At 65.5% G+C, this 23358-nt stretch carries 21 protein-coding genes and 1 pseudogene; 7 read left to right on the top strand and 15 right to left on the bottom strand.

Annotated elements, in window-relative coordinates; translation table 11 throughout:
* Nucleotides 1-378: a hypothetical protein gene (locus tag V8683_RS20255; protein ID WP_411193451.1), complete on the bottom strand. Its 378-nt coding sequence runs from the start codon at nt 376-378 to the stop codon at nt 1-3.
* Between the two features lie 460 nt (nt 379-838).
* Here V8683_RS20255 and V8683_RS20250 point away from each other — a divergent pair.
* Nucleotides 839-1329: pseudogene (locus tag V8683_RS20250) on the top strand (aldo/keto reductase).
* A 66-nt stretch (nt 1330-1395) separates the two neighbouring features.
* On the opposite strand, the gene V8683_RS20245 reads toward V8683_RS20250, so the two are convergent.
* Complete coding sequence (locus V8683_RS20245) at nt 1396-3447, bottom strand: putative bifunctional diguanylate cyclase/phosphodiesterase (protein WP_411193589.1); 2052 nt, start codon at nt 3445-3447, stop codon at nt 1396-1398.
* A gap of 262 nt (nt 3448-3709) precedes the next feature.
* Here V8683_RS20245 and V8683_RS20240 point away from each other — a divergent pair, with 262 nt between their 5' ends.
* On the top strand, nt 3710-4882 hold the full coding sequence (locus V8683_RS20240) for an alpha/beta hydrolase family protein (protein WP_411193452.1): 1173 nt from the start codon (nt 3710-3712) through the stop codon (nt 4880-4882).
* Between the two features lie 81 nt (nt 4883-4963).
* Complete coding sequence (locus V8683_RS20235) at nt 4964-6814, top strand: acyl-CoA dehydrogenase (RefSeq protein WP_411193453.1); 1851 nt, start codon at nt 4964-4966, stop codon at nt 6812-6814.
* A gap of 19 nt (nt 6815-6833) precedes the next feature.
* Here V8683_RS20235 and V8683_RS20230 read toward each other — a convergent pair whose 3' ends face one another.
* The 3 genes from V8683_RS20230 to V8683_RS20220 all read right to left on the bottom strand — a co-directional run bounded on the left by V8683_RS20230 (nt 6834) and on the right by V8683_RS20220 (nt 8141).
* The gene (locus V8683_RS20230; protein ID WP_411193454.1) at nt 6834-7031 is read right to left on the bottom strand and encodes a hypothetical protein; all 198 of its coding nucleotides are present in this window, start codon (nt 7029-7031) and stop codon (nt 6834-6836) included.
* Nucleotides 7032-7095: 64 nt separating this feature from the next.
* On the bottom strand, nt 7096-7281 hold the full coding sequence (locus tag V8683_RS20225; protein WP_411193455.1) for a hypothetical protein: 186 nt from the start codon (nt 7279-7281) through the stop codon (nt 7096-7098).
* Between the two features lie 533 nt (nt 7282-7814).
* On the bottom strand, nt 7815-8141 hold the full coding sequence (locus V8683_RS20220; protein ID WP_411193456.1) for a hypothetical protein: 327 nt from the start codon (nt 8139-8141) through the stop codon (nt 7815-7817).
* A gap of 40 nt (nt 8142-8181) precedes the next feature.
* On the opposite strand from V8683_RS20220, the gene V8683_RS20215 reads away from it, so the two are divergent.
* Together V8683_RS20215 and V8683_RS20210 are read left to right on the top strand one after the other, a co-directional pair.
* Entirely contained in the window at nt 8182-9123 is a 942-nt protein-coding gene (locus V8683_RS20215; RefSeq protein WP_411193457.1) for a M23 family metallopeptidase, read from the top strand.
* A 66-nt stretch (nt 9124-9189) separates the two neighbouring features.
* Nucleotides 9190-9588 carry a VOC family protein gene (locus V8683_RS20210; RefSeq protein WP_411193458.1) on the top strand — a complete coding sequence of 133 codons (399 nt, stop codon included), beginning with the start codon at nt 9190-9192 and terminating at the stop codon, nt 9586-9588.
* A gap of 357 nt (nt 9589-9945) precedes the next feature.
* On the opposite strand, the gene V8683_RS20205 is transcribed toward V8683_RS20210, so the two are convergent.
* Nucleotides 9946-10185 carry a DUF4148 domain-containing protein gene (locus V8683_RS20205; RefSeq protein WP_411193459.1) on the bottom strand — a complete coding sequence of 80 codons (240 nt, stop codon included), beginning with the start codon at nt 10183-10185 and terminating at the stop codon, nt 9946-9948.
* Between the two features lie 233 nt (nt 10186-10418).
* Nucleotides 10419-11285 (bottom strand): helix-turn-helix transcriptional regulator, encoded by an 867-nt coding sequence (locus V8683_RS20200; protein WP_411193460.1) that lies wholly within the window; start codon nt 11283-11285, stop codon nt 10419-10421.
* A gap of 207 nt (nt 11286-11492) precedes the next feature.
* Between V8683_RS20200 and V8683_RS20195 the strand changes: the two genes are divergently transcribed.
* The gene (locus V8683_RS20195) at nt 11493-12386 is read left to right on the top strand and encodes an NmrA family NAD(P)-binding protein (RefSeq protein WP_411193461.1); all 894 of its coding nucleotides are present in this window, start codon (nt 11493-11495) and stop codon (nt 12384-12386) included.
* A gap of 209 nt (nt 12387-12595) precedes the next feature.
* Nucleotides 12596-13324, top strand: coding sequence for a DeoR family transcriptional regulator (locus V8683_RS20190; protein WP_411193462.1), 729 nt, complete (start codon nt 12596-12598; stop codon nt 13322-13324).
* 85 nt (nt 13325-13409) lie between these two features.
* Here V8683_RS20190 and V8683_RS20185 read toward each other — a convergent pair whose 3' ends face one another.
* From V8683_RS20185 to deoC, 8 genes are all read right to left on the bottom strand, one after another.
* Entirely contained in the window at nt 13410-14450 is a 1041-nt protein-coding gene (locus tag V8683_RS20185) for an ABC transporter permease (protein ID WP_411193463.1), read from the bottom strand.
* Between the two features lie 28 nt (nt 14451-14478).
* On the bottom strand, nt 14479-15999 hold the full coding sequence (locus V8683_RS20180) for a sugar ABC transporter ATP-binding protein (protein WP_411193464.1): 1521 nt from the start codon (nt 15997-15999) through the stop codon (nt 14479-14481).
* Nucleotides 16000-16066: 67 nt separating this feature from the next.
* Nucleotides 16067-17071, bottom strand: a complete 1005-nt coding sequence (locus V8683_RS20175) for an autoinducer 2 ABC transporter substrate-binding protein (protein ID WP_411193465.1) — start codon at nt 17069-17071, stop codon at nt 16067-16069.
* Between the two features lie 95 nt (nt 17072-17166).
* Nucleotides 17167-18204 carry an ABC transporter permease gene (locus V8683_RS20170; protein WP_411193466.1) on the bottom strand — a complete coding sequence of 346 codons (1038 nt, stop codon included), beginning with the start codon at nt 18202-18204 and terminating at the stop codon, nt 17167-17169.
* 33 nt (nt 18205-18237) lie between these two features.
* Nucleotides 18238-19176 carry a ribokinase gene (rbsK, locus tag V8683_RS20165; RefSeq protein WP_411193467.1) on the bottom strand — a complete coding sequence of 313 codons (939 nt, stop codon included), beginning with the start codon at nt 19174-19176 and terminating at the stop codon, nt 18238-18240.
* Nucleotides 19173-19652, bottom strand: a complete 480-nt coding sequence (locus tag V8683_RS20160; protein WP_027794928.1) for an RbsD/FucU family protein — start codon at nt 19650-19652, stop codon at nt 19173-19175. Before V8683_RS20160 ends, rbsK begins: the two co-directional genes overlap by 4 nt.
* A 49-nt stretch (nt 19653-19701) precedes the next feature.
* On the bottom strand, nt 19702-22092 hold the full coding sequence (locus V8683_RS20155) for an aldehyde dehydrogenase family protein (protein WP_411193468.1): 2391 nt from the start codon (nt 22090-22092) through the stop codon (nt 19702-19704).
* A gap of 13 nt (nt 22093-22105) precedes the next feature.
* Complete coding sequence (gene deoC / locus V8683_RS20150; protein ID WP_411193469.1) at nt 22106-23104, bottom strand: deoxyribose-phosphate aldolase; 999 nt, start codon at nt 23102-23104, stop codon at nt 22106-22108.
* Between the last annotated feature and the right edge of the window lie 254 nt (nt 23105-23358).

Below are 23358 nucleotides of genomic sequence, written 5' to 3'. Positions count from 1 at the left end.
TCAGCCCCCCGCTTGCTGCGGCTTGATCGACACGCTGTACGTCTGGTTCGCACCGGCCGTCAGGTTTTCAAGCGTCAGTCTGTTCGCCTCCTGCTGCGGCACGCCCTTCCAGATTGCCTGATTGAGGTACGGCAGGTCCTGGCCCAGCGCCGTCACGCGGATCACCGTAGGCTGCTTCTGCGCAGCCGCCAGCGCGCCCGCCTTCGCGAGCACGGCGCTCAGTTGCGGATCGCGTGCGCCCAGCGCGTCGGCAGGAATGTCGAAGTGCATGATCTCGTTCGAGGCCTGCGTTTTGGCCGCCTGCGCCGTATTGGCCTGCTGCAGTTGGGCGCAGCCGGTAACGGCCAGCAGAGCGAGTAAGAACAAGGCCCGTTTCACGTCCAGCCCCTCCAGGATTTCATGGCTATGTGCGCGTTGTCGGCTCGATCCCCGGTCAACTTGATACCCGCCCAGCAAACGTTTGCGAAACAGGAAGACTTCCCTCACGAGGTCGCCTTCGGGAGAAGGCCGCTGTGCGACGTGCCCGCAATCGCGCAGAGAATTGCCTCGCCGATAGGCGGAATGACGGGGCCACGGCGCAAGCCCGGTAACGGTTTACGTCTGATGAATGAGCCACCGCCGCCCCGCGTCCGTCGACGCACGGCGATCTCCATGCGTGGGAACTCCGCAAAGGTCGGCGCAGTTTGCAGGTACGCATGAAAGGCCAACAGGTCTTCACCAGCATCTATCCCATGGTCGACGCCCTGCGATATTGCGGCTGAGCGGTGTCGAGCAGTCACAGACCGTGCGGCATCGATACCGCAGCGCCCTGAAGGTATCGCCACTGTGTCTGGGCGCCATGATGTTCGGCGGCGAAACGGACGAGCCAACCGCCAAACGCATCATCGACAAGGCGTTCGATCAGGGCGTCAACTTCATCGATACGACCGACGTGTATCACGCGGGACGCTCGGAAGAAATCGTCGGCCGTGCCGTGAGCGCACGCCGCCTGCGGATTCGCGCGCGGGCCGCGGCGACCGGCGCATCCATCAGACCGAATGGCGTCCCGAGTCGCTCGTCATCGCGCAAAAGCTGATGGCTCACGCCGCGGCGCGCGGCACCACATCTGTTGCGTTCGCCCTTGCGTGGGTGCTTCACAACAGGCTGATCAGCGCGACCATCGCGGGGCCGCGCACCGAGGCGCAGTGGGACAGCTACGTGGAAGCGCTCGAACTGAAACTCGACGCGGCAGATGAACGATTCGTCGATGCCCTCGTCCCGCCGGGGCACGCCTCGACGCCAGGCTATACGGATCCCGGCTATCCCATCGAAGGGCGCATCACGGCTTGACGGCCTGCCCTGCGTGCCGCGCGGCGCGCAGGGCGTAGCGCGCCTAACGCGGCCGCGGCCGCCTCGTCAACCCGCCGCGGCCTGCTGGAGTCCCGCGACGTCGAGCGAAAGCTGGCCGCTCGCCACGATCTGGCTGAGCGGCGCCGGCCGGCCCAGCAGGAAGCCCTGCACTTCATCGCAACCTTCGCCGGCAAGCAGCGCGAGCTGGTCGCGGGTCTCGATGCCTTCGGCCAGCACCGGAATGCCGAGGCTCTTGCCGAGCGCCAGCACGGCGCGAATGATCGCCGTGGTCTGGCGGTTCGATTCGGTCTCCCGCACGAACGACTGGTCGAGCTTGATCTTGTCGAACGGGAACGAGCGCAGCGTATCGAGCGACGAATAGCCCGTGCCGAAATCGTCCAGCGCCACGCTCACGCCGAGCGATTTGATTTCCTGAAGCACTTTCAGCGAACGCTCGCGGTCGGCGAAGATCGTCGATTCGGTCAGCTCCAGTTCCAGCCGCGCGGGCGCAAGACCGGTCTCGCTCAGCACGTCCTCGACGAGCTTCGGCAGATCCGCATGCGCGAACTGCACCGGCGAGAGATTCACCGCAACCTTGTACGGCGGCGTCCACGACACCGCGCGCGAACACGCCTCGCGCAGCACCCAGGCGCCGATGTTGAGGATCAGGCCGTTCTCCTCGGCGATCGGGATGAATTCCGAGGGCGGTACGAAACCACGGCGCGGATGCTCCCAGCGCAGAAGCGCTTCGTAGCCGCAGATCTCGCCGCTCGAAACCGACGTCTGCACCTGGTAGTGAACGCTGAGTTCGTCGCGTGACAGCGCATCGCGCAGATCGGCGGCCAGCGTGCGGCGCGCCCGCGCAATCTCGTCCATCGCGGGCTCGTAGAAGCACACCGCGTGCGTGAGGTCCGCCTTCGCGCGGTACATCGCGAGGTCGGCATTGTTGATGAGCACCGACTTCGTCGTGGCGTCATCGGGATAAACCGCCACGCCGAGGCTCGCGCCCGAGACGACTTCCCAGTCGTCGTAGCGGATCGTCCGGAACAACGCTGTCTCCAGGCGCTCGAGGAATTCGGCCAGATCGTCGCGCGTGCCGAAGCGCTTGATCGCCGCGAATTCGTCGCCGCCCACGCGCGCCACGAATTCGCCGTCGCCGACAAGACTCGCGAGCCGCCGCGCGAGAATGCGCAGGACTTCATCGCCCGCGTGGTGGCCGCGCAGGTCGTTGATCTCCTTGAAGCGGTTCAGGTCAATGCCGATCAGCGCGATCTTGCCTGGCTCCGTCTGCGCACGCGCGAGTTCCAGGTCGAGCCGTTCGTTGAAGCTCGCGCGGTTGGGCAGGCCGGTGAGCATGTCGCTCATCGCCATCACCCGCAGATGCTCGACGGACTCCGCGCGCACGGAATCGTCGAGCAGGAAGCTCACGAGCCCCGCGCCCGCGATGATGAACGCCATGCCGGCCACTGCGAGCGCCAGCGCGTGAAGCGCTGACGGGTTGGAGAACGAGCCGGGAATCGTCATGGGCACGACCTCGAAAGCGGTCATGCCGGTGAAGTGCAGCGCGGCGATGCCAACCCCGAGCAGCGCCGACACCCCAAGCGCGGAGTCCGGCCCGCGCGCTGCCGCATGCTGCAGCGCCCAGGCGGCAAAGCCGACGGAAAGCACGACCGAGGCGACGAGATACGTCGAGTTCCAGCCGACGGCGCCCTCGACGCGATACGCCAGCATGCCGGTGTAGTGCATGAGCGCCACGGCGAGCCCGAGCACCGCGCCGCCGAGAGCGGGCGCGACTCGCCTCCAGCGGCTCGTGGCGATGGCGAAGCCCGCGAAACTGCCCGCCAGCGCGATGAACAGCGAGTCGATGGTCAGTACCGGATCGAACGCCACGGGCACGCCCGGTTCGAAGCCGAGCATGGCGACGAAATGCGTGCACCAGATCGCGACGGCCGAGGAGATGCTCGCGAGGAAGATCCAGCCGGCGCGCTGCATGCCGGCGGAAACGAACGCGCGCAATGCAAGCCGTGCGGTGACCCACGACCCCGCCCCGCATATCAGCACGGCGATCAGGACGATCCAGGGATTGTGCTTCTCGACGATGCAGCCCAGCACGGTCATCACTGTTGGCTCTCCTTATTGGCCCTGTCATTGCCACCCCGCGGCGGCTGCACGATAGCATGAGCCGCACCGCAACAGGTAGAGCATTCATGCAGTCGCGCCAGCCTGTCCGCGCCCGTGCCGAACACGGGGCGGATTCAATAGAATCGGACACCTGCACAGACCCGGCGCAGACCCGATACCGATCGATAAAATTGAGAGCCACATGAGAAACCGTTCAGACGGCACGACTCACTCAAGCCAGCGTACGCGAAGCAAACCAATGCCCCGCAGCAACGGCCGTTTCGCGCCTGTCGCGGCCCTGCTCGCCGCCTTGTCGGCGATGCTGTTTGCGGCGCTGGGCGGAATACCCGACGCGGCCCGGGCGGACACCCCCGACACCGGCGCGCCCTATCATGTCGGCGAAGCACAGCGCGCATTCACCCCACCTGTCGCGCGCAACTGGCGTGGCGCGAAGACCGAACGGCTCGTCACGACGATCTGGTACCCCGTCGACCTCAGCGTGCCCGAAGCGCCCCGGGGATTCGGCCCGCCGGACAATCCGGTCTTTCGCGGCCACCCGGTCGCGCAGGCGAACGCGCCTTCGAATGCGCAAACGCGTTATCCCCTGATCCTGCTCTCGCACGGTACGGGGGGCACGGCGAGCGACGAAGACTGGCTTGCCGCCGCGCTCGCGGCACACGGCTACATCGTGGTGGGCGTCAACCACCCGGGCAACAACGCGCTCGAGCCGCTCACGCGCGAAGGCTTCCTGCTGTGGTGGGAACGCGCCACCGACGTGAGCGAAATGCTCGACAGCCTGGTTGCCGATCCGGTCTTCGGGCCGCGCATCGACGCGGCAAGAATCGGCGCCCTCGGCTTCTCGCTGGGCGGCTATACGGTGCTGGAACTGGCCGGGGCCCGCACGCATCTCGCGGCGTTCGAGGCCTTCTGCAGTTCGCCCGCGGCCGACGCAATCTGCAGCCCGCCCGAAGCGAAACGGCAAGCGGGCGGCCCAAGCCTGAGCGCGCCGCCCACCTCCGCCATGAAGGAGTCGATGGCGCACGCCGGAGATTCGTATCGCGACCCGCGCGTCAAAGCTGTTTTCGCCATCGCGCCAGCGCTCGGCGAGGCCTTCGACGCCGATTCGTTCGCCACCGTCGACATTCCGGTGGCCCTCGCCGCCGGCGTCAATGACACCACCGCGCCACCCGCCACCAACGTCCAGCGGATTGCGGGCTTCCTGCCGCAAGCAAGCCTGCTGATGCTGCCGGGGGCGTCGCACTACACGTTCATCGACGTGTGCCTGCCCGCTGGGGTGCAACGTCTGCCCTCGATCTGCAAGGACGGTCCGGGTGTCGACCGTGAAGCGGTTCATGAGGCGACCGCCGCCCGCGCACTGACCTTTTTCGATGCCGCGCTCGCGCCGCATCCGGCTAACATGGCCGCGAAGTGAAGCCCCGGCAAAATTCCAATAGCACGATCGTTCTATTTTGTGTACGCTCGCGGGAACCGATTATTTTTGCGAGCGTGCGCCATGTCGCTGATCTTTTCCCGCCGTGACCTGAATTTCCTGCTCTACGAATGGCTGGACGTCGAAAGCCTCACGCGCATCCCGCGCTACGCGGATCATTCGCGCGAGACCTTCGACGCCGCGCTCGACACCTGCGAAAAAATCGCCACCGATCTGTTCGCCCCTCACAACAAGAAGAACGACCAGCACGAACCGCATTTCGACGGCGAGACCGTCACGATCATCCCCGAAGTGAAAACCGCGCTGAAGGCGTTCTGCGAGGCGGGCCTGATGGCGGCCGGCCAGGATTACGAATACGGCGGCATGCAGTTGCCGGTCGTCGTCGAGAAAGCGGGCTTCGCCTGGTTCAAGGCGGCCAACGTGGGTACGAGTGCCTACCCGTTCCTCACGATCGGCAATGCCAACCTCCTGCTGGCCCACGGCAGCCAGAAGCAGATCGACACTTTCGTGCGCCCCGAGCTCGAAGGCCGCTACTTCGGCACCATGTGCCTTTCCGAGCCGCAAGCGGGCTCCTCGCTCTCGGACGTCGCGACACGCGCCGAATACGAGGGCGAATCGCCGCTCGGTGCGCAATACCGCCTGCGCGGCAACAAGATGTGGATCTCGGGCGGCGAGCACGAGCTCTCGGAAAATATCGTGCATCTGGTGCTGGCGAAGATCCCCGGCCCGGACGGCAAGTTGATCCCCGGCGTAAAAGGCATTTCGCTCTTCGTCGTACCGAAGTACCTCGTCAACGAGGACGGCTCGCGCGGCGAGCACAATGACGTCGTGCTTGCGGGCCTCAATCACAAGATGGGCTATCGCGGCACGACCAACTGCCTGCTGAATTTCGGCGAAGGCACGAAGTACACGCCGGGCGGCCGTGCAGGCGCGATCGGCTATCTCGTGGGCAAGCCGCACCAGGGCCTCGCCTGCATGTTCCATATGATGAATGAGGCGCGCGTGGGCGTGGGACTCGGCGCGACGATGCTGGGCTACACCGGCTACCTGCATGCGCTCGACTATGCGCGCAACCGCCCGCAGGGGCGGCCGCTCGGCGCCGGCGGCAAAGATCCGGCGTCGCCGCAGGTCAAGCTCATGGAGCACGCGGACGTGCGCCGCATGCTGCTTGCGCAGAAAAGCTACGTGGAGGGCGCGCTCGCCCTCAATCTCTACTGCGCGAAGCTCATCGACGAAGCGCAGGCAATAGTCGACGACACCGAACGCGCGCCGTACACGTTGCTGCTCGACCTGCTCACGCCGATTGCGAAAAGCTGGCCGTCGCAGTGGTGCCTCGCGGCCAACGACCTCGCGATCCAGATTCACGGCGGCTATGGCTACACGCGCGAGTACAACGTCGAACAGTTCTACCGCGACAACCGTCTCAATCCGATCCACGAAGGCACGCACGGTATCCAGGGACTCGACCTGCTTGGCCGCAAGGTGGTCATCGAGAACGGCGCGGCGTTGAAGTTGTTCGTGCAGCGCGTGCAGGCCACGCTCGACCGCGCCCGCTCAGGCGGAAAGGCGACCGAAGCCGCGCATGCGCAAGCGCTCGATGCCGCACTGCGCCGCCTCGTCGAGGTCACGCAGACGCTGTGGTCGGCAGGCGACGTCACGGTGACGCTCGCCAATGCTTCGGTGTACCTGGAAGCCTTCGGCCACGTCGCGATAGCATGGATCTGGCTCGAACAGGCACTGGCGGCGCGCGCCGCACTCATGCAGACTAGCGCACCGGACGCGGACTTCTATCGCGGCAAGCTCGCAGCCGCGCAGTATTTCTTCGCATGGGAGCTGCCGAAGACCGCGCCGCAATTCGATCTGCTCGCGACGCTCGACCGTACGACGCTGGATATGCAGGACACGTGGTTCTGATGCCCCACGTCGAATGCGATCAGAGACTGTCGAGCAAAAAATAGACACCGACGAATACGCCCATCGAAAACGTGGCACACCCGACAGCACAGGCAAAATCCATGAGGTTGCTGTTGTTCTGTCGAATGAACCCGGTCGCGGCACGGGCCGGTTTCGTAGCGACCATTGCAGCACCCAGGAAATCGGTGGCCTTGATCTTCGTATCGAGGTAGTTCATGAGATTGGAAATTTGAAGCAGTAGATACGGGCTCACGGATATTCCCCGGTCCAGTCAAAGGACGTTACCGGCCGTTGCACGCAACGAAGTAGCCGATCAGAAAAGGCACGAAGAGCAGCGTGCCGCAAAGCAGCGCGGCGCCCTGAACGAGGCGGTCCGTGGGTTTTACGGCAAGCGAGCTTTCCGGCACGATCTGCGCGGCAGCACGACGAAGCAGACGCAACGTATCAAGCAGTGAACGTGGGCTCATGGCATTTCTCCGGCAAGGTTGTTTTCGAGACGGATGTCAGAATAGGCTTACGTTCACGCCAGAAACACCGAACTAGTCCTATAAGTGCACGGGCTGCGGCGGCCTGCCGCACTCATTCCCGCTTCCAGTTTCAGGATGCCTGCCCATAGCAAAGCCGCGGAACTGCCGCAGCGAAGCATCCGCGCAATATCCCGATAAAGTCCTATGTCGGCAGCAGGCCGGGCTGGCTATCCTGATGTCTGTCTCGTATTAACCGTGTCCGTCGAATGCTCCCTGTGCATTCGCCCATGCTGAGTTTCGGATCTCTCGGGCAGAGCATGTATCCGCACCCGCGTACGAGTACCGCGGCGACCTGGCGAACGATCAACGTGCCTCCAACGCTTTTCGGCCAGTTCGATCGCCACGTGCTGTTTCCGGCCCGCTACACGTCCGGCCGTTCATGCCGTCAACCCGTTGCTTTAACCGCGAGATCCCGACGTGATTTGTTCAAGCTCATCCCTTGTCCGGCAGCAGCCGATTGCCACCGCGACCGATCATTCCCTGACGATCAGGCGCAAGACAATCCCTCGCACTATCGCTTTGGCAGCCTTGTGCATCGTTGCGACAGTTGCTCCGGGAGCCGCGTCGGCCGCGGCTGCATTCGACGCGTTCAGCCAGGCTACGGGATTTGCCCAGCCGCGCCTCGTCGCGCAAAGCACGTTGCCGGTCACACGGCCGACCGATTTCATCAAGAACGCCTGGTCATCGTTACCAGGCAGCGGTGGTGTATGCACCGGACCGGTTACCCGATGGTCCAATGACAGGCCGGCATTCGGCCCAGTCTCTTCAATCCCGGCATCCAGGATGCCGATATCGCCCAACGAGCACGCTGCCGATGCGCTTTGCTCGGTCCTGGAGTCGATGCGCCTGCTCGCGAACCGTGGTGTATCCAACGGGGGACATCAATGGTCCGGCCGCGTGACACCGCTGGGCGGCGCGAGTGCGTTCACGCAAACAACGGAAACGACGACGCCCAGCAGCGCCATAGGTTCTGGAGTGCTTAACAATGCTGGCCGGGCAGGCGGTGTTCCGGTTGACTCAACGCTACGCGCATCACTCGCGCAGGCCGGCTTTCCCGCCGAAGTCGCCGCGCAGATTAGTCGGATTTTCGGCCATCGCGTCGACGTCGACGCACGTGCGCAGGCGGGCGACATGTACAGGATCGTGATGGACACGCCAGACGGCCCAGCGGAGCCGCGCATCGAAGCCATCGAAGTGAGAAGCCAGGGACAGACGTACGACGCGTTATGGTTTGCCGCTCCGGGTGCGGCTCACGGCGCGTACTACACGCCCGAAGGCATGCCACTTGCCGACAACCGGTTCGCGATGCCGCTTGACTATCGCCGCATCAGTTCGCCATTCGGCATGCGCGAGCATCCTGTGTACGGCGAACTGCGCTTTCATAAGGGCGTCGATCTGACTGCACCGGTTGGCACGCCAATTTACGCGGCCGCAGCCGGTACCGTCGAGATGGCAACCGACAGGCTGGGCTACGGCAAACATATCGTGCTGCATCACGCCGATGGCTATTCGACCTACTACGGGCATCTATCGGCGTACGCGAGCAAGCTCAAACCTGGGCAACGCGTCGAGCAAAGCCAGTTGATCGGCTATGTCGGCCGCACGGGAACCACAACCGGACCGCATCTGCACTTCGAAACGCGCATCAACGACCGGCCGGTCGACCCGCTGACGCTGACGTCGTCCGAATTCGTCGCCCCCCTGTCCGGCCCCGTACGGGAAGCATTTAACGCCCGCGCCGGAACCGCGCGCATGAGTCTCGCGATGCGCACTGCCGGTTGAGCGTCCCGATGGTGCGATAGCCGGCGATAGAATGGGGATTACTCCCTCTACCCTCGCTCGCACCCCATGCAACTGCTCGACCATGTATCGATCGGCGTGCCCGATCTCGACGCCGCCCGGCCGTTCTACGACGCCATCATGGGCGCATTGGACGCCGCGAAGGTCTATGACCGCCCACAAGCCTTGGGCTACGGCGAACGCTGCTCGCAGGGCGACACGGCGTCCACGTGTCTTGCCGTCTATCTCGACGCGAGCGCCATCGGCACGAACAAGCGGCACTGGTGCTTCAAGGCCGCGACGCGCGCCCAGGTGGATGCGTTCTTCGCCGCGGGACTCGCGAACGGCGGCCGCTCCGACGGCGAGCCCGGGCTGCGCCCGCATTATCACGCCGCTTATTACGCAGCTTTCCTGTTCGACCCTGCGGGCAATCGCGTCGAGGCGGTGTGCCACGCCGCCGCGCATTAACCCGCGCGCGCAGCCTCGACGCCGCGTACCGCTCACACGAGGCGAGCGCCTCCATCGACGCGCGGCACCTCGTTCGTGATGAATCCGCCCGATGCGCCCCTCACTTTCAGGATCGCTCACGAGCCGAAGAACGGCTGGCAGAAGTCCGGCGGCCCGACGCAATCTCCCGGACCGTTCGGCTGCGGATTCAGGTTTGCGCATCCGGACATGGCAGCCACTGCCGCAACGCAAACTGCCGCGCGCAAGACATAAGTGACGATACGTGATTTCATGAAATCGAATCTCGGGTTAACGGCCGCAATGCGGGTTCCGTTGCAACACGCGGCCGCCTGGCCACAACGGATGCAAACGTCGCGCTCAGTGGTGCGCGTAGATCGTCTTGTTGAGCATCTGAAGCTGCCCGTCGCGCTCGGCCCGCACAAGCTGCTGGTACACCTGCGCCCGCGTCAGCGGGCCGTTGCTCGTTACGGTAGCCGCGGCCTGCTGCACCGTATCGGCCTGCCCGGCAACCGGCGTACTGGGCACGCCCTGTGCCTGCGCGAGGGCGGACATCGACAGCGTCAGCGCAGCACATACTCCATTCCAGCGTGTTCTCATTTCACTCTCCTCTACGGCCAGCCGGCCGCGCCATGGATCAATCCGTCGGCCTTGCGGCACCGGTCCGAATCGCGTTACATCTCGTAAGGCAAGGATAGAGGGGCGCACTTCGCGCGAAATCCGCAGCAAAATGAAGAAATGTTTAATGGAGCGACGGAGGAGAAGGGGGATCCGGCGGCTCGACCGAAGGGGTGAAAGGCGGCTTCGCGGTCCGGGCAAGCCGGTGGCAGCGCCTACTTCGAATTCCTGACGATTTCTCGCGGCGTCAAACCCAGCAGACGATTCATCCAGTGCGCCATATGGCTCTGATGCGCGAACCCCGCTTCCAGGGCGATCTGGCTCAGGCTCAATTCGCCCTCCACCAGAAGCGCTCGCGCGCGTTCGACGCGACGGCGCACGATGTACTGATGCACCGGCAAGCCCAGCGTTTCGCGAAAGAGCACCTTGAAATGCGGCACGCTCATATCCACGAGCGCGGCCAGTTCGTCGAGCGTGAGCCGCTGATCGAGGCAGGCTTCGATGTAATCGGTGACGCGCGCCGCCGCGCGCGCGCCAAGCATGGAACGCCGGCCACGGGATAGCGATGCGCCGTCGAGCAGTCGCACCACGATCGCCGTGCCTATGCTCTGGGCGAAAAGCGGGTCCGAGACCTCGCCGGCTTCCAGTTCGGCCTGCAACGTCCAGGCGAGATACTGCAGACGAGGATCCCGCAGTTGCAAACGCGGCCAGATCTGCGCGCCAGCGCGGCGGCCGTCCAGTTGCTCCGCGATGGTACGGACAAAAGGCTCCTCGAACCAGATGCGCAGAATAGTGCAGTCCGCATCGTCGGTCCAGACGCCGTCGAGGCCGGCCGGCACGACGTCGGCATCGCCGTGCGCCTGAAGGCGCGCGACGTGCCGGCCGTCGCACGCACAGTTGGCCCGCACGGGCGAGCCCACATGCACCCCGATGCGGTGATGATCCGCCGCGGGAATACGATGCTGCCCCGCCGAAATGGCCAGCAGCTCGGCGCCGAATCCTTGCCAGCCCAGTCTGGAACTGGAACGCAGGCTCGTGCGAGCGCCCGCTTCCCGGTTCGAATCTGCCGTCCGCGCGTCCATGCTGCCTCCGGTCCCGTACAAAGCCGGCGGCTACGGTGCCGCTGCGCCTGCGGCCAGTCTAATGATCCCTCGCGGCTACCGCAACGAAACGCGAAAGCGGCGCGCGTCACGCGCCATCCTTCCGTGCGCGATTTCATCCGTTCCTGCGCGCCGCACCGATCCCGCGTCTCTATGATCCACTCACACCACGTCAGCAAGGATCGAATCATGTTCGTCATCTTCGGAGCATCGGGCCGTGCGGGATATGCGAGCGCGAGCGCATTGCGCAAAACCGGCCAGCGTGTGCGCGCCGTCGTGCGCCACACGCATCAAGGCGACCGTCTCGCGGCGCTGGGCTGTGAAATCGCTCTCGCCGATCTGAGAGACGCTACATCGGTCGCAGCGGCGCTTGAGGGCGCCGGCGCCGTACAAATGCTCTGCCCCGTCCCGGAAGGCGATACGCAGCCCGAAACGACGATGCGCCAGATGATCGACGCCGCAGCCGGCGCACTGCGCGCCAACCCGCCCCCGGTCGTCCTCGCCATCTCGGACTATGGTGCGGAACTCCCCCTGAACACCGGCATTACGGGCCTCTATCACTACCTCGAACAACGGCTGATGCACGTCGCGCCGCACCTGACCCTTCTTCGTTCGGCGGAACATATGCAGAACTGGGCAAGAATTTTGCCGGCCGCGCTGGCATCCGGCATTCTGCCGAGTCTGCATCACCCGCTCACGCGTGCGATCCCGACCGTCTCGGCCGAGGACGTGGGCACGGTCGCGGCCGGGCTGCTGCTCGATGCGCCACGCGCCAAACCGCTACGCATCGTGAGCATCGAGGGGCCCCGACGCGTCAGCGTGAACGAAATCGCTGCGACGCTGAGCGAACTCGGCGGACAGTCGATCAGGGCACAAACGTTGCCGCGCGAAGCATGGACACCCACGCTGCTGCGTGCGGGACTCAGCGAAAATCACGCGCGCCTCATTACCGACCTTTATGACGTCTACAACACCGGCAAGATCGACGTCGAAAGCGACCGCAGCGAGCGCCGCTTCGGCACGACGGAACTACGCACCGTGCTCGCTTCGCTCCTGTCCAGACTGCCGCGTGCATCGCAGTAGGGTTCGTTCGCACAACCAGGCCCACACCTCCCCCTCGCGCGCAGACGTTCTGCAACGTCTGCGCGTTCACACGACTATCGGCAAGTCGTCCGGCTTGTTATAATTCGATCAAGCGTACGAAACAAATCTAACGCCGCACGAAACTGCGACGGAACAGCAACGAAACTGCGGCAAAGCCGTCCGAGGCGGGCGCCGCGTTCACCCCGCACATGGCCAAAACGAACCGGCTGCAGGCGCTTGCCGACGCGCTCGCCAAACACAACGTCATGCATCTGCGCGATGCGGCTTCGTTGCTTGGCGTCTCCGAAATGACGGTGCGGCGCGATATTGCCGCCAATCCCGAGCGATTCACCTACCTCGGCGGCTACATCGTGAGCGCCGCGGACGTGCCTAATGCCGTCGGCTACTCGCTGGAGTCGGAGAAGGACCATTTCGCGCCGGCCAAGGCCCAGGCGTCGGCGCATGCGGCACGGCTCATCGCCGAAAACGACACCATCTTCATCGATTGCGGCACCACGCTAGCCGCGCTCGCGCGCCTCATTCCCTCGCATCTGCAGATCACGGCCGTGTGCTACTCGCTAAACGTTGCGGAGGTGCTGCGCCGCATGCACAACGTGCGCATGATTCTGATGGGCGGGGTTTATGTGCCGTCGTCGGATTCGTTTTCCGGCGAGGAGAGTCTGGAGATGTTGCGCCGCATGGGCATCAACAAGGCGTTCATTTCGGCGGGCGGCATGGACGTCACGCGCGGCGTGACCTGCTGGAACTTTCACGAAGTGGCGATCAAGCAGGCCGCCATGGCAAGCGCGGTCGAGCGCCATCTGGTCGTCGACACGAGCAAGTACGGCGTGGTGAAGGCCTGGCGCTTTTCGCAGATGAACGACTTCGACTCCATCATCACCGAGAAGGGCGAAGAGCCGCGCAAGCGTAGCGCCTGAGCCGCTGCCCGTCTGTCCCCTCTGCCTCCGCTGCACCTCTCTACCGGCCGTGACCGGCATCCTTGCCGGCCAGCCGCGCGGCGTCTCAGCCGCGGCGGCGCAAGGCGAACAGCGTGCCGGCCACGAGAATGAATGCGCCGATAATCACCTTTTGCCAGGTGCTGGGCACGCCCACGAGAATCAGCACGTTGTTGATGAGCGTCACCAGCGCGACGCCCATCAGCGTGCCGACCACGGTGCCGCTGCCGCCCGTGATGCGCGCGCCGCCCAGAATCACGGCGGCGATCACGTCGAGCTCCGAACCCACCAGATCGAACGGATTGGCGAGCCGGTTGTTCGACACATGCAGAATACCCGCCACGCCAGCGAGAAATCCCGTATAGCCGAATACGAAGAGCCGGATCGCGCGCAGGTTGAAGCCCAGCCGCTCCGCTATCGCCGGACTGCCGCCCATCGCGTACACGCCGCGCCCCATCATCGTGCGATTCAGCAGCCACCAGGTGAGGACGGCGCCCGCCAGGAGCGCGAGCACCGACATCGGCAGCACGGCGTCCAGCCCGTCGACCGTGCGGTACGCCATGAGCGGAATGCGGCCGAAATGGTCCATGCTGTGCGGGATGTTCATGAAGAACGTCGTGCCCACGAAGGTCAGCAGAATCCCGCGATACAGATACTGCGTGCCGATCGTCACGATCAGCGAGGGCGCCTGCAGCCGGTGCACGATGACGCCGTTGATCAGGCCGAGCAGGATGCCGCCTAGCGCACCCGTCAGCAGGATCAGCACGAACGGCTCATCGGGCCACCAGGCGAACACGGCTTTCGTGATCGCGTACATCGTGAGCGCGCCGATGGCCGTAAACGACACGTCGATGCCGCCCGAAGCCAGCACGACGAGCGTGCCGAGCGCGAAGAGCGAGGTGGTGGTGGCCGAGTGGAGCAGGTCGAAGAGCGTCGCCCACTGCAGAAAGCGCGGATTGATCGAGGCGACGACCACGCAGGTGATCACGATCAGCGCGGCCGTGAACCACTCGGGATTGCGCGCGAGCTTTGCGCGCCAGTTGAGCGAGGGCGCCTCGCGCGCCACTTCGACGGTATCGGAAGAACTCATGGTCTGATTGATGCTCATACGGGTTCCTGCCACGGTAACGCGGGTTTCATGCGGCTTCGGCGAGGAGCGCGCGATAGAGCTGGGCTTCGGTCAGGCTCTCGGCACGGTGTTCCTCGGCAACGCGTCCTTTTCGCATCATCAGCACGCGGTCGCAGTTCTGCAGCAGTTCCGGCAGGTCGTCGCTCACGAGCAGGATGCCGATGCCACGCTGCGCGAGACCTTGCATGATGCGATAGATGATGTCCTTCGACCCCACGTCCACGCCCACGGTCGGCCCGTGCAGGATCAGCACGTGCGGGTCGATGGCAAGCCACCGGCCGATCAGTACGCGCTGCTGGTTGCCGCCCGAAAGCGATTGCACGGCCTTGTCCACGTTCGGCGTGGCGATCTGCAACTCCTTCACCGTGTCCTCGGCCATGGCGCGGGCGCGCGCGCGGTCGACCTGGCCGAAGCGGTCGCGCAGGCTCCCGATCATCGCCGTGATCACGTTGTCGCGTATCGACTTGTCGAGAAAGAGGCCTTCGTTCAGGCGGTCTTCGGGCACGTAGCCGATGCGCTCGCGCTTCGCGTCGCCAGGCGTGGCGAGCCTGACCGGGCGGCCATCCAGCACGATGCTGCCGCTGTCGGCCGGCGCGACGCCCGCCAGCGCGCGCGCCAGTTCGTTGCGGCCCGAATCGAGCAGGCCCGTGATGCCGAGTATCTCGCCGCGATGCAGCGAAAACGAGACGTCGCGAAACTGTCCCGTCCGCCCGAGGCCGCGCACGTCGAGCAGCACTTCGCCCGCGGGTGCATCGACGCGATAGCGGTCCAGCGACAACTGGCGCCCCGTCATCATTTCGCTGAGCTGCGCCTTGGTGTAATTGGCGATCGGTCCCTGCGCGACTTTCTGGCCGTCGCGCAGCACGATCACCTCGCCGCCGATCGCATAGCATTCGTCGAGCTTGTGACTCACGAACAGCACCGTCACGCCGTTGGCACGCAACTGGCCGAGCACGGCGATCAGGTTGGTCACTTCCTTTTGCGTGAGCGACGTGGTGGGCTCGTCCATGATGACGAACTTCGCCTCGCTCGCAATGGCGCGCGCGATCGCCACGAGCTGGCGCGTCGCGAGCGGCAACTGCTCGATGAGGGTCGCCTGAAAATCGGCGTCGCCCGGCAGGCCGACGGCGCCCAATGCGCGCGCCGCCGTGCGCGCGAGCTCGCGGCGATCGAACGTGCGGGCGAGGCGCCCGCCGTGCTCGGCCAGCTCCGTCGTGAGACCCACGTTCTCGGCCACGCTCATGTTCGGTAACAATGAGAGGTCCTGATAAACCGTCTCGATGCCGGCTGCGAGCGATTCGAGCGGCGAAAGCCGCGCGTGACGCTCGCCGTCGATCACGAGCTCGCCCTCGTCGGGCGGCTGCGCGCCGGAAATGATCTTGATGAGCGTGCTCTTGCCGCAGCCGTTCTCGCCGAGCAGGTGATAGATCTGCCCGCGCTCGAACGTGAGCGTGACGCCGCGCAGCGCGTGCACGCCCGTAAAACGCTTGTGCACGCCCAGCACCTGCAATAGCGGTTCTGAAGCCATGTCCTGACTCACCATCGTGACGTTGCCACAGGGCGCGCGACGCCGCGTCGCGCGCCCGCTTCTCCGATCAGAAGTTGTACTGCTTGTAGTTCGACTTGTCGACGCTCACCCAGCCCTGGCCGCGCACGATGATGCCCTTGCCCGGGCCCTTCGTCACCGTGACCTTCTCGTAGCCCGGCAGGCCAAGATTCGCACCGTTCTCCACGGTCTTGCCCTGAAGCAGCATCAACGCGATCTTGTTCATCGCGATACCGGCCAGCTTCGGATCCCAGAAGGCAATACCGTTGATCGCGCCGCTTTCGAGGTACTTGCCGGCCTCGGTCGGCAGACCCGTACCGTAGACGCAGATCTTGCCCTGCAGGCCGGCTTCTTCGACGGCGCGGCCGATACCGATCACGTCGAGCGAGGACGAGCCCTGGAAGCCCTTCAGGTCCGGATGCTTGCGCAGCACTTCCTTCGCCACTTCATAGGCGCGCTCGCCATCGTTGTTGGTTTCGAGGTTGTTCTCGACCAACTCCATCTTCGGATACTTCTTCTTCGCGTTGTCGATGCCGCCATCGGCCCACTGCACCTGCGAGCGGCTGCCGAGCGAACCGACGAGCGTGGCCCATTTGCCTTCGTTGTGCATGCAGGAAGCAAGGCGGTCGTTGAGCGCGGCACCGTAGGCCGAGTTGTCGAACGCCTCGACGTCGACCATCGTGTTCTTCTCGTTGTCGGCCTCGTGCGTGACCACCTTGATGCCGCGATCCATCGCCTTCTTGAGCGCCGGTTCGAGCGTGGGCGGGTCATAAGGCACGACGGCGATCGCGCTCACCTTCTTCGCGATCAGGTCGTCGATGATCTTCAGTTGCTGGGCGGCGTCGGCCTGGCCGGGGCCGGTCTGATAGACCGTGACGCCGGGATTCTGCTGGCCGAACTCCTTCACGCCTTCTTCCATACGATTGAACCAGCTGATGCCGGTCACCTTCACCACGGTCACGATGGTGACGTTGTCGGCCGCGTGCGCCGCGACGGCGAGGCCCGCAGCCAGCGCGCACGCGGTAAGCGCTACGCTGAGTCGTTTGAACTTCATGTCGCATGTCTCCTTTTTTTTCGCTTTCGCCCCGGAAATAATGGCGGCGGGCCTCCGAGGCTCGAGGCCCGCCAGCGTGAACCCTCGCGCCGCCTTCAGCCGGTCGATCGCGGCTTCGCGCCGGGCTGTGCCGATGCAAGGCCGAAGATCGAGCGCACCCGCTCGCCGCCCGCGAACGCGAGCGAAAGCAGAAGCAGGAAACCCCAGGCGCAGTCGCCGAAGAACTGTGAAACGTTCATCAGATTAAACAGGCTGGACAGAAACTGCAGGACCGTGGCCGCGAAGAACACGCAGATGATGCGGCCATATCCGCCTGCGGGATTCACGCCCCCCATCACCGCGATCAGGATCGCGATCAGCAGATACGAGTTACCGTAGTCCCATTTCGCACTCAGCGTGTGCGAGACGCTCACGAGCCCCGCGAGCGAGGCGAGCACGCCGCACATCGTATACGTGGTAATGAGCATGCGGGCGCGCGGAATGCCCGCATAGAACGCGGCGCGCTGATTCGTGCCCATCAGGTACAGACGCAGACCGAAAGGCGTGCGCCTGAGCAGCCACCCGAGCAGCACGACGACGGCGACGAAGAGGATGAGCGATATCGGTACCTGGAAGAACGTACCGTTGCTGATGTCGGCAAGCGGCTCGACGTAGTCGACGTGCACCGAAGCGCCATTGCTGAGCGCCACCGCGAAACCCGTGAAGAGCAGTTGCGTACCGAGCGTGCAGAGAATCGGCGTGAGCGAGAGCCGCGCGATCACGATGCCGTTGAGCAGCCCGCCGATCAGCCCCATGCCGAGGACAATCGCGCAGAAAAGCGCGGTGTAGAGCACCGGCGAATCGTCGCCGCTCACGAGCTTCGGCACCACGAGCGCCGCGATCATGCCCGAGAGGTTCGCGAGGCCCACACCCGAGAGGTCGATGCCGCCGTTGCCGGAAAGCATCGAGAGCATGATGCCGAGCGCGAGCAGCGCGATCTCGGGCAACTGCGCGCCCATCGACTGCAGATTGTCGATGCCGACGAAGAGGCCGTGCGAGAGCCAGATCGCCACGAGCACGACGACCAGGTTCACGACCAGCAGAAAGTTCAACTGCCGGTCGCCGAACCACCTTGCGAGTAAAGATGACTTCATGAGACGTCGTCCTTTGCCATGACCTGGGTGGCGTCAGTGCGCCGCGGCCGGCGTGCGGGAGAGCAGCGCGTCGACTTCCTCGCGCGTGGGCATCGAAGGCGCCGTGCCCGGCCGCGTCACGGAAATGCCCGCCAGCGCGCAACCAAAACGGGTGGCCTCCAGCGGCGCGTCGCCGCGCGCCAGCGCCGCCGCAAAGCCGCCCGTGAAGCCGTCGCCGGCCCCGGCCGTTTCCACCACCGCGCCGCAACGGAACGCCGGCAGCAGTACCGATTTCCCGCGTGTGTGAAAGAGCGCGCCCGCTTCGCCCAGCGTCACGATCACGGCGCCCGCGCCCTTCTGCAGCAGGACGTCGGCAGCACGGCGCGCGGCGGCGGCGTCACGGATCTCGATGCCGGTCAACGCGGTCGCTTCGGTTTCGTTCGGCGTCACGTAATCGCAGAGCGGAAAGATGTCGTCGGGCAGCGACATCGCGGGAGCCGGGTTGAACACCGTTTTTACGCCGTGCCGGCGCGCGAGTTCGAGCCCGCGCCGCGCCGCCGCCAGCGGCTGCTCCAGTTGTGTGACGAATACCTGCGAGGCGGCGATATCGGCCTCGATCGCGTCCGCGTCGGCAGCCTCCATCGTGCCCGCGGCACCCGCCGCGACGATGATGGCATTCATGCCGGTCGTTTCGTCCACGAAGATGTGGGCCGCGCCCGTCGCCGCGTGATCCACGGCCTTCGCGCGCGCCGTGATGCCCTCGTCCGCCCAGGTCTTGCGCGCGATCTCGCCGAACGCGTCGTTGCCGAGCCGCGTGCAGAACACCACCTGCGCGCCGGCGCGCGCCGCCGCGACGGCCTGGTTCGAACCCTTGCCGCCCGGTCCCATGGCAAATGCCGATCCTGCGATGGTCTCGCCGATCAGCGGCATGCGGCTCGCGCGAAACGCGAGGTCGGTCACGTAAATGCCGAGAATGACGACGCGCCCGCTCATTTGCCCGGCTCCGTCGCACCTGGCGCATCCGGTGCGAGCAGCACACCCTTCGTGAAAATGAAGCAGCCATAGCCGCGCGCCTCGCCGGAGGCGATCACGCAATAGGCCCCGCGGGCGCGGGCGTAGAACGCGTGGCGCTCGATCGGCGCGAACGGCACGGGCCGGCCTTCGGCGACATCGACTTCGGCCTGCGCCTCGCGCTGCACTGCCGGAATGGCATGGGGCTCGCCCACCACTTCCATGCGCATGGCGGGTGCTTCGACGAAGGTGTCGAGCGGCAGCACGGAGAGGATGGCGCGCACGGCACGCGGCGCGTCGGCGCCGTCGATGCGCAGCAGCTTGCCGAGCACCGTTGCGCGGGCAACGGAATCGGCGGGAAAGTTCGCGTCGCAGACGACGAGTTCGTCGCCGTGCCCCATCGCGCGCAGCGCGTGCAGCACGTCGGCGTTCAGCAGCGGGTCTAGATTCTTCAGCATGTTGTCTCCTCCGATTCAGGCGTTACGGCTTTCTTCGTTTCGAAGCCGCTCAATCGCCGTACGGTATCCAGATGTTCTTCACCTGTACTGCATGCCGCAAGAACGGCAATCCTGCGCTCGTGCGGTCGAACCAGTCAACCTGCCGGCCGTAATCGACAAACGTGCGCTTCAGGTTGCCGACCGACTCGCGCTCCACCAGCGTCGAATCGGCCGCCTGCCCGAAGCACCAGAGCGCGTCCACGTCGTCGTGCTTCGCGAGTGCCGGCAGCAGCGCCGCGCGCTCGCCGGTCAGGATGTTGAGCGCGCCCGCCGGCACGTCCGACGTTTCGACCACCTGATAAAAGTCCGTGGCCGCGAGCGGCGATGCCTCGCTCGCCAGCACGACCACGCGATTGCCCATCGCGAGCGCCGGTGCGGCCAGCGAAACGAGCGCGAGCAACGGAGCTTCGTCAGGACAAACAATGCCGACCACGCCAAGCGGCTCATGCATCGCGAGCGCCACGCCGCGCAGCGGCGGCGTGTGCACGGCGCCGTCGTATTTGTCGGCCCAGGCGGCGTAGTAGAAGAGGCGCTCGATGGACATCTCCACTTCGCGCGCCGCCGAACGCACGTCGTACCCCGCCCGGCGCGCGAGCTGGTACGCGAACTCTTCGGCCCGCGCGCTCAGATTCTCCGCGAGGTAGTAGAGCACCTGGGCACGGCCGTGCGTGCTCATCTGCGTCCACTTGAGCGCCCCGCGCGCCGCCGCGACCGCATCGCGCACGTCCTTGCGGCTGCCCGCGCCCACCTCGCCCGCCCAGTCGCCGTCCGGCGTATAGACCGTGTGCGAGTAGCCGCTATCGGGGCGAACCTGCTTGCCGCCGATGAAGAGTTTCGCCGTGCGGTCGAGCCGCTCCACCGCAGCCGTTCCGCGCGTGCCGCTGCCCGCTGCGGGACGCGGCGCAGGCGCCGCGCGCAGCGGCAGCTTGCTCCAGCCCGCGGGCTTCAGATACTCGAATACGCCTTCGCGCCCGCCCTCGCGGCCGAAACCGGACTCGCGATAGCCGCCAAAACCCACACCCGCGTCGAACAGGTTCGTCGCGTTGATCCAGACGACGCCGCAGGCCAGACGCGGCGCGATGTCCAGCGCGCGGCCGATGGTCTCGCTCCAGACGCTCGCCGCCAGCCCGTAGCGCGAGTTGTTCGCGAGCGCTACGGCCTCGTCGGGCGTGCGAAAACTCATGGCCGCGAGCACGGGTCCGAAAATCTCTTCCTGGGCCAGAGTGGACGCCGGCCCGATGCCCGTAACGAGCGTGGGCGGGTAGAAGCAGCCGCCCGCAGGCAGTGCGACCCCTTCGGGCTGCCAAACGTCGCAGCCTTCGCGCCGCCCTGCCTCGACGAGCGTTTCGATCCGCTCGAGCTGCACCGGATCGACGATCGCGCCAATATCGATGCCCTTGTCGAGCGAGGTTCCCACGCGCAGCGTCGCCATGCGGCGCTTGAGTTTCGCGAGGAACCGCTCTTCAATGCCTTCCTGCACGAGCAGGCGCGAGCCGGCACAGCACACCTGCCCCTGGTTGAACCAGATTGCGTCCACGACGCCTTCCACCGCGCCGTCCAGGTCCGCGTCGTCGAAGACGATGAACGGCGACTTGCCGCCAAGCTCCAGCGTGAGCGATTTGCCCGAGCCCGCGGTAACGGAGCGGATCTGCCGCCCCACCTCGGTCGAGCCCGTGAACGCGATCTTGTCGACGTCCGGGTGCTCGACGAGCGCGGCGCCGGTACGGCCGTCGCCCGTCACGACGTTGAGGACGCCCTTCGGCAGGCCGGCGCGGTGCGCGAGCTCGGCGAAGAGCAGCGCCGTGAGCGGCGTGTATTCGGCGGGCTTGAGCACCACGCAGTTGCCGAGCGCGATGGCGGGCGCCACTTTCCACGCGAGCATCAGCAGCGGGAAATTCCAGGGCACGATCTGCCCGATCACGCCCAGCGGCGACCACTCGCGAAATTCGCTGTCCTGCAGCTGCGCCCATCCCGCGTGATGCAGAAAGTGACGCGCCACGAGCGGCACGTCGATGTCGCGCGTCTCGCGAATCGGCTTGCCGTTGTCGAGGGCTTCGAGCACGGCAAAAAGCCGGCTGTGGCGCTGAACCATGCGCGAGAGCGCATAGAGGTGCCGTGCGCGGCCCGCGCCGCCCAGCGCCTGCCATTCGGGCTGCGCGGCGCGCGCCGCGGCAACGGCTGCGTCCACGTCCGCCGCGTCGCCTTGGGCGATGCTCGCCAGCACTTCGCCCGTCGCCGGCTCGCGCGCCTCGAAGCGCGCGCCGCCGGCGCTCTCGCGCCATGCGCCGTCAATGAAGTGCCCGAACGACGCGTCGTGCTGCGCAAGCCAGGCGCGCACAGGCTGATCGTCCTCGGGGGCGGGACCGTAATCCATCGATCGAAAATACTCGGCTACGCTCATCGGTGTTGTCTGCTCAGGCTACGGGGTGACGGTTGAAGGCGGAGTAGCGTCCGCTCACGTGATGTTCGAGCTGGCGCTCGATGTCGGCGAGCAGGCTCGACGCGCCGAAGCGGAAGAGATCGGGTTCGAGCCAGGGCCGCCCCAGCTCCTCTTTCATGAGGATCTGATAGGCGAGCGCCGTCTTCGCGTTCGAGACGCCCCCAGCAGGCTTGAAGCCCACCAGCGCGCCCGTCCGCTCGCGATACTCGCGGATCATGCGCACCATCACGAGCGACACGTCGAGCGTCGCGTTGGTGCCTTCCTTGCCGGTCGACGTCTTGATGAAGTCGGCACCGGCCATCATGCACACCATCGAGGCCTTCGCGACGTTCGAGAGCACGCCGATGTCGCCCGTGGCGAGAATCGCCTTCAGGTGAGCGTCGCCGCACGCCGCGCGGAACTCGCGCACCTCGTTGTAAAGCGCGCGCCAGTTGCCGGTAAGCACATGCTCGCGCGTGACGACGATGTCGATTTCGTCCGCCCCATCCGCCACCGAAGCCTCGATCTCCCGGAGCTTGAGCTCGTGGGGGTTCAGGCCGGCCGGAAACCCGGTCGAGACGGCGGCGACGGGAATGCCGCTGCCCGCCAGCGCGTCCACGGCGGCTGCCACAAAGCGGTGATAGACGCACACCGCGCCCGTCGTAATGCTATTGGGCGTCATGCCGAGCGCTTCGAGCAGATCGGCGCGCACCGGGTGGCGCGCCTTCATGCACAGGCGCCGCACGCGGCCTTCGGTGTCGTCGCCATTGAGCGTCGTGAGGTCGATGCAGGTCACGGCCTTCAGCAGCCACGCGGCTTGCGCGTCCTTCTTTACGGTGCGGCGCGTGCCCAGGGTGGCGGTACGCCGCTCGACGGCGGCGAGATTGACACGCAGGGGCTCGACCCACGCGGCGTCGAACGGTACGCCGACATTGCGCGCCATGTGCGCAGGTTGCCCGGCAGGCGCCCCCCGCAACACGACAAGAGAGTTCATTGAGACGTCTGACATAGGCTGGAGTGCGAATTTGTGCAATGCACATCAAACCGTGCTGGTTTACTTGCATTCATCCTATACCGATGAAACGATCGTGACAACTGTCGTTACAATCATATCGAATCAGGACGGCATGCTGCGTGCCTCGTCATAGCGCCCTTCTTGCCGGGCGTCACGGAGTTCCGGCTGATAAATCCCTAACATAAGTTGCCCCGATCGCTCCGAATCTGCCGTTCCAGAGACGTCACGCCGGT

This window comes from Paraburkholderia sp. AV2 (assembly GCF_054968425.1).
The sequence above is the reverse complement of the archived record's forward strand: the minus strand, read 5'-3'. Positions and strand labels throughout refer to the sequence as shown.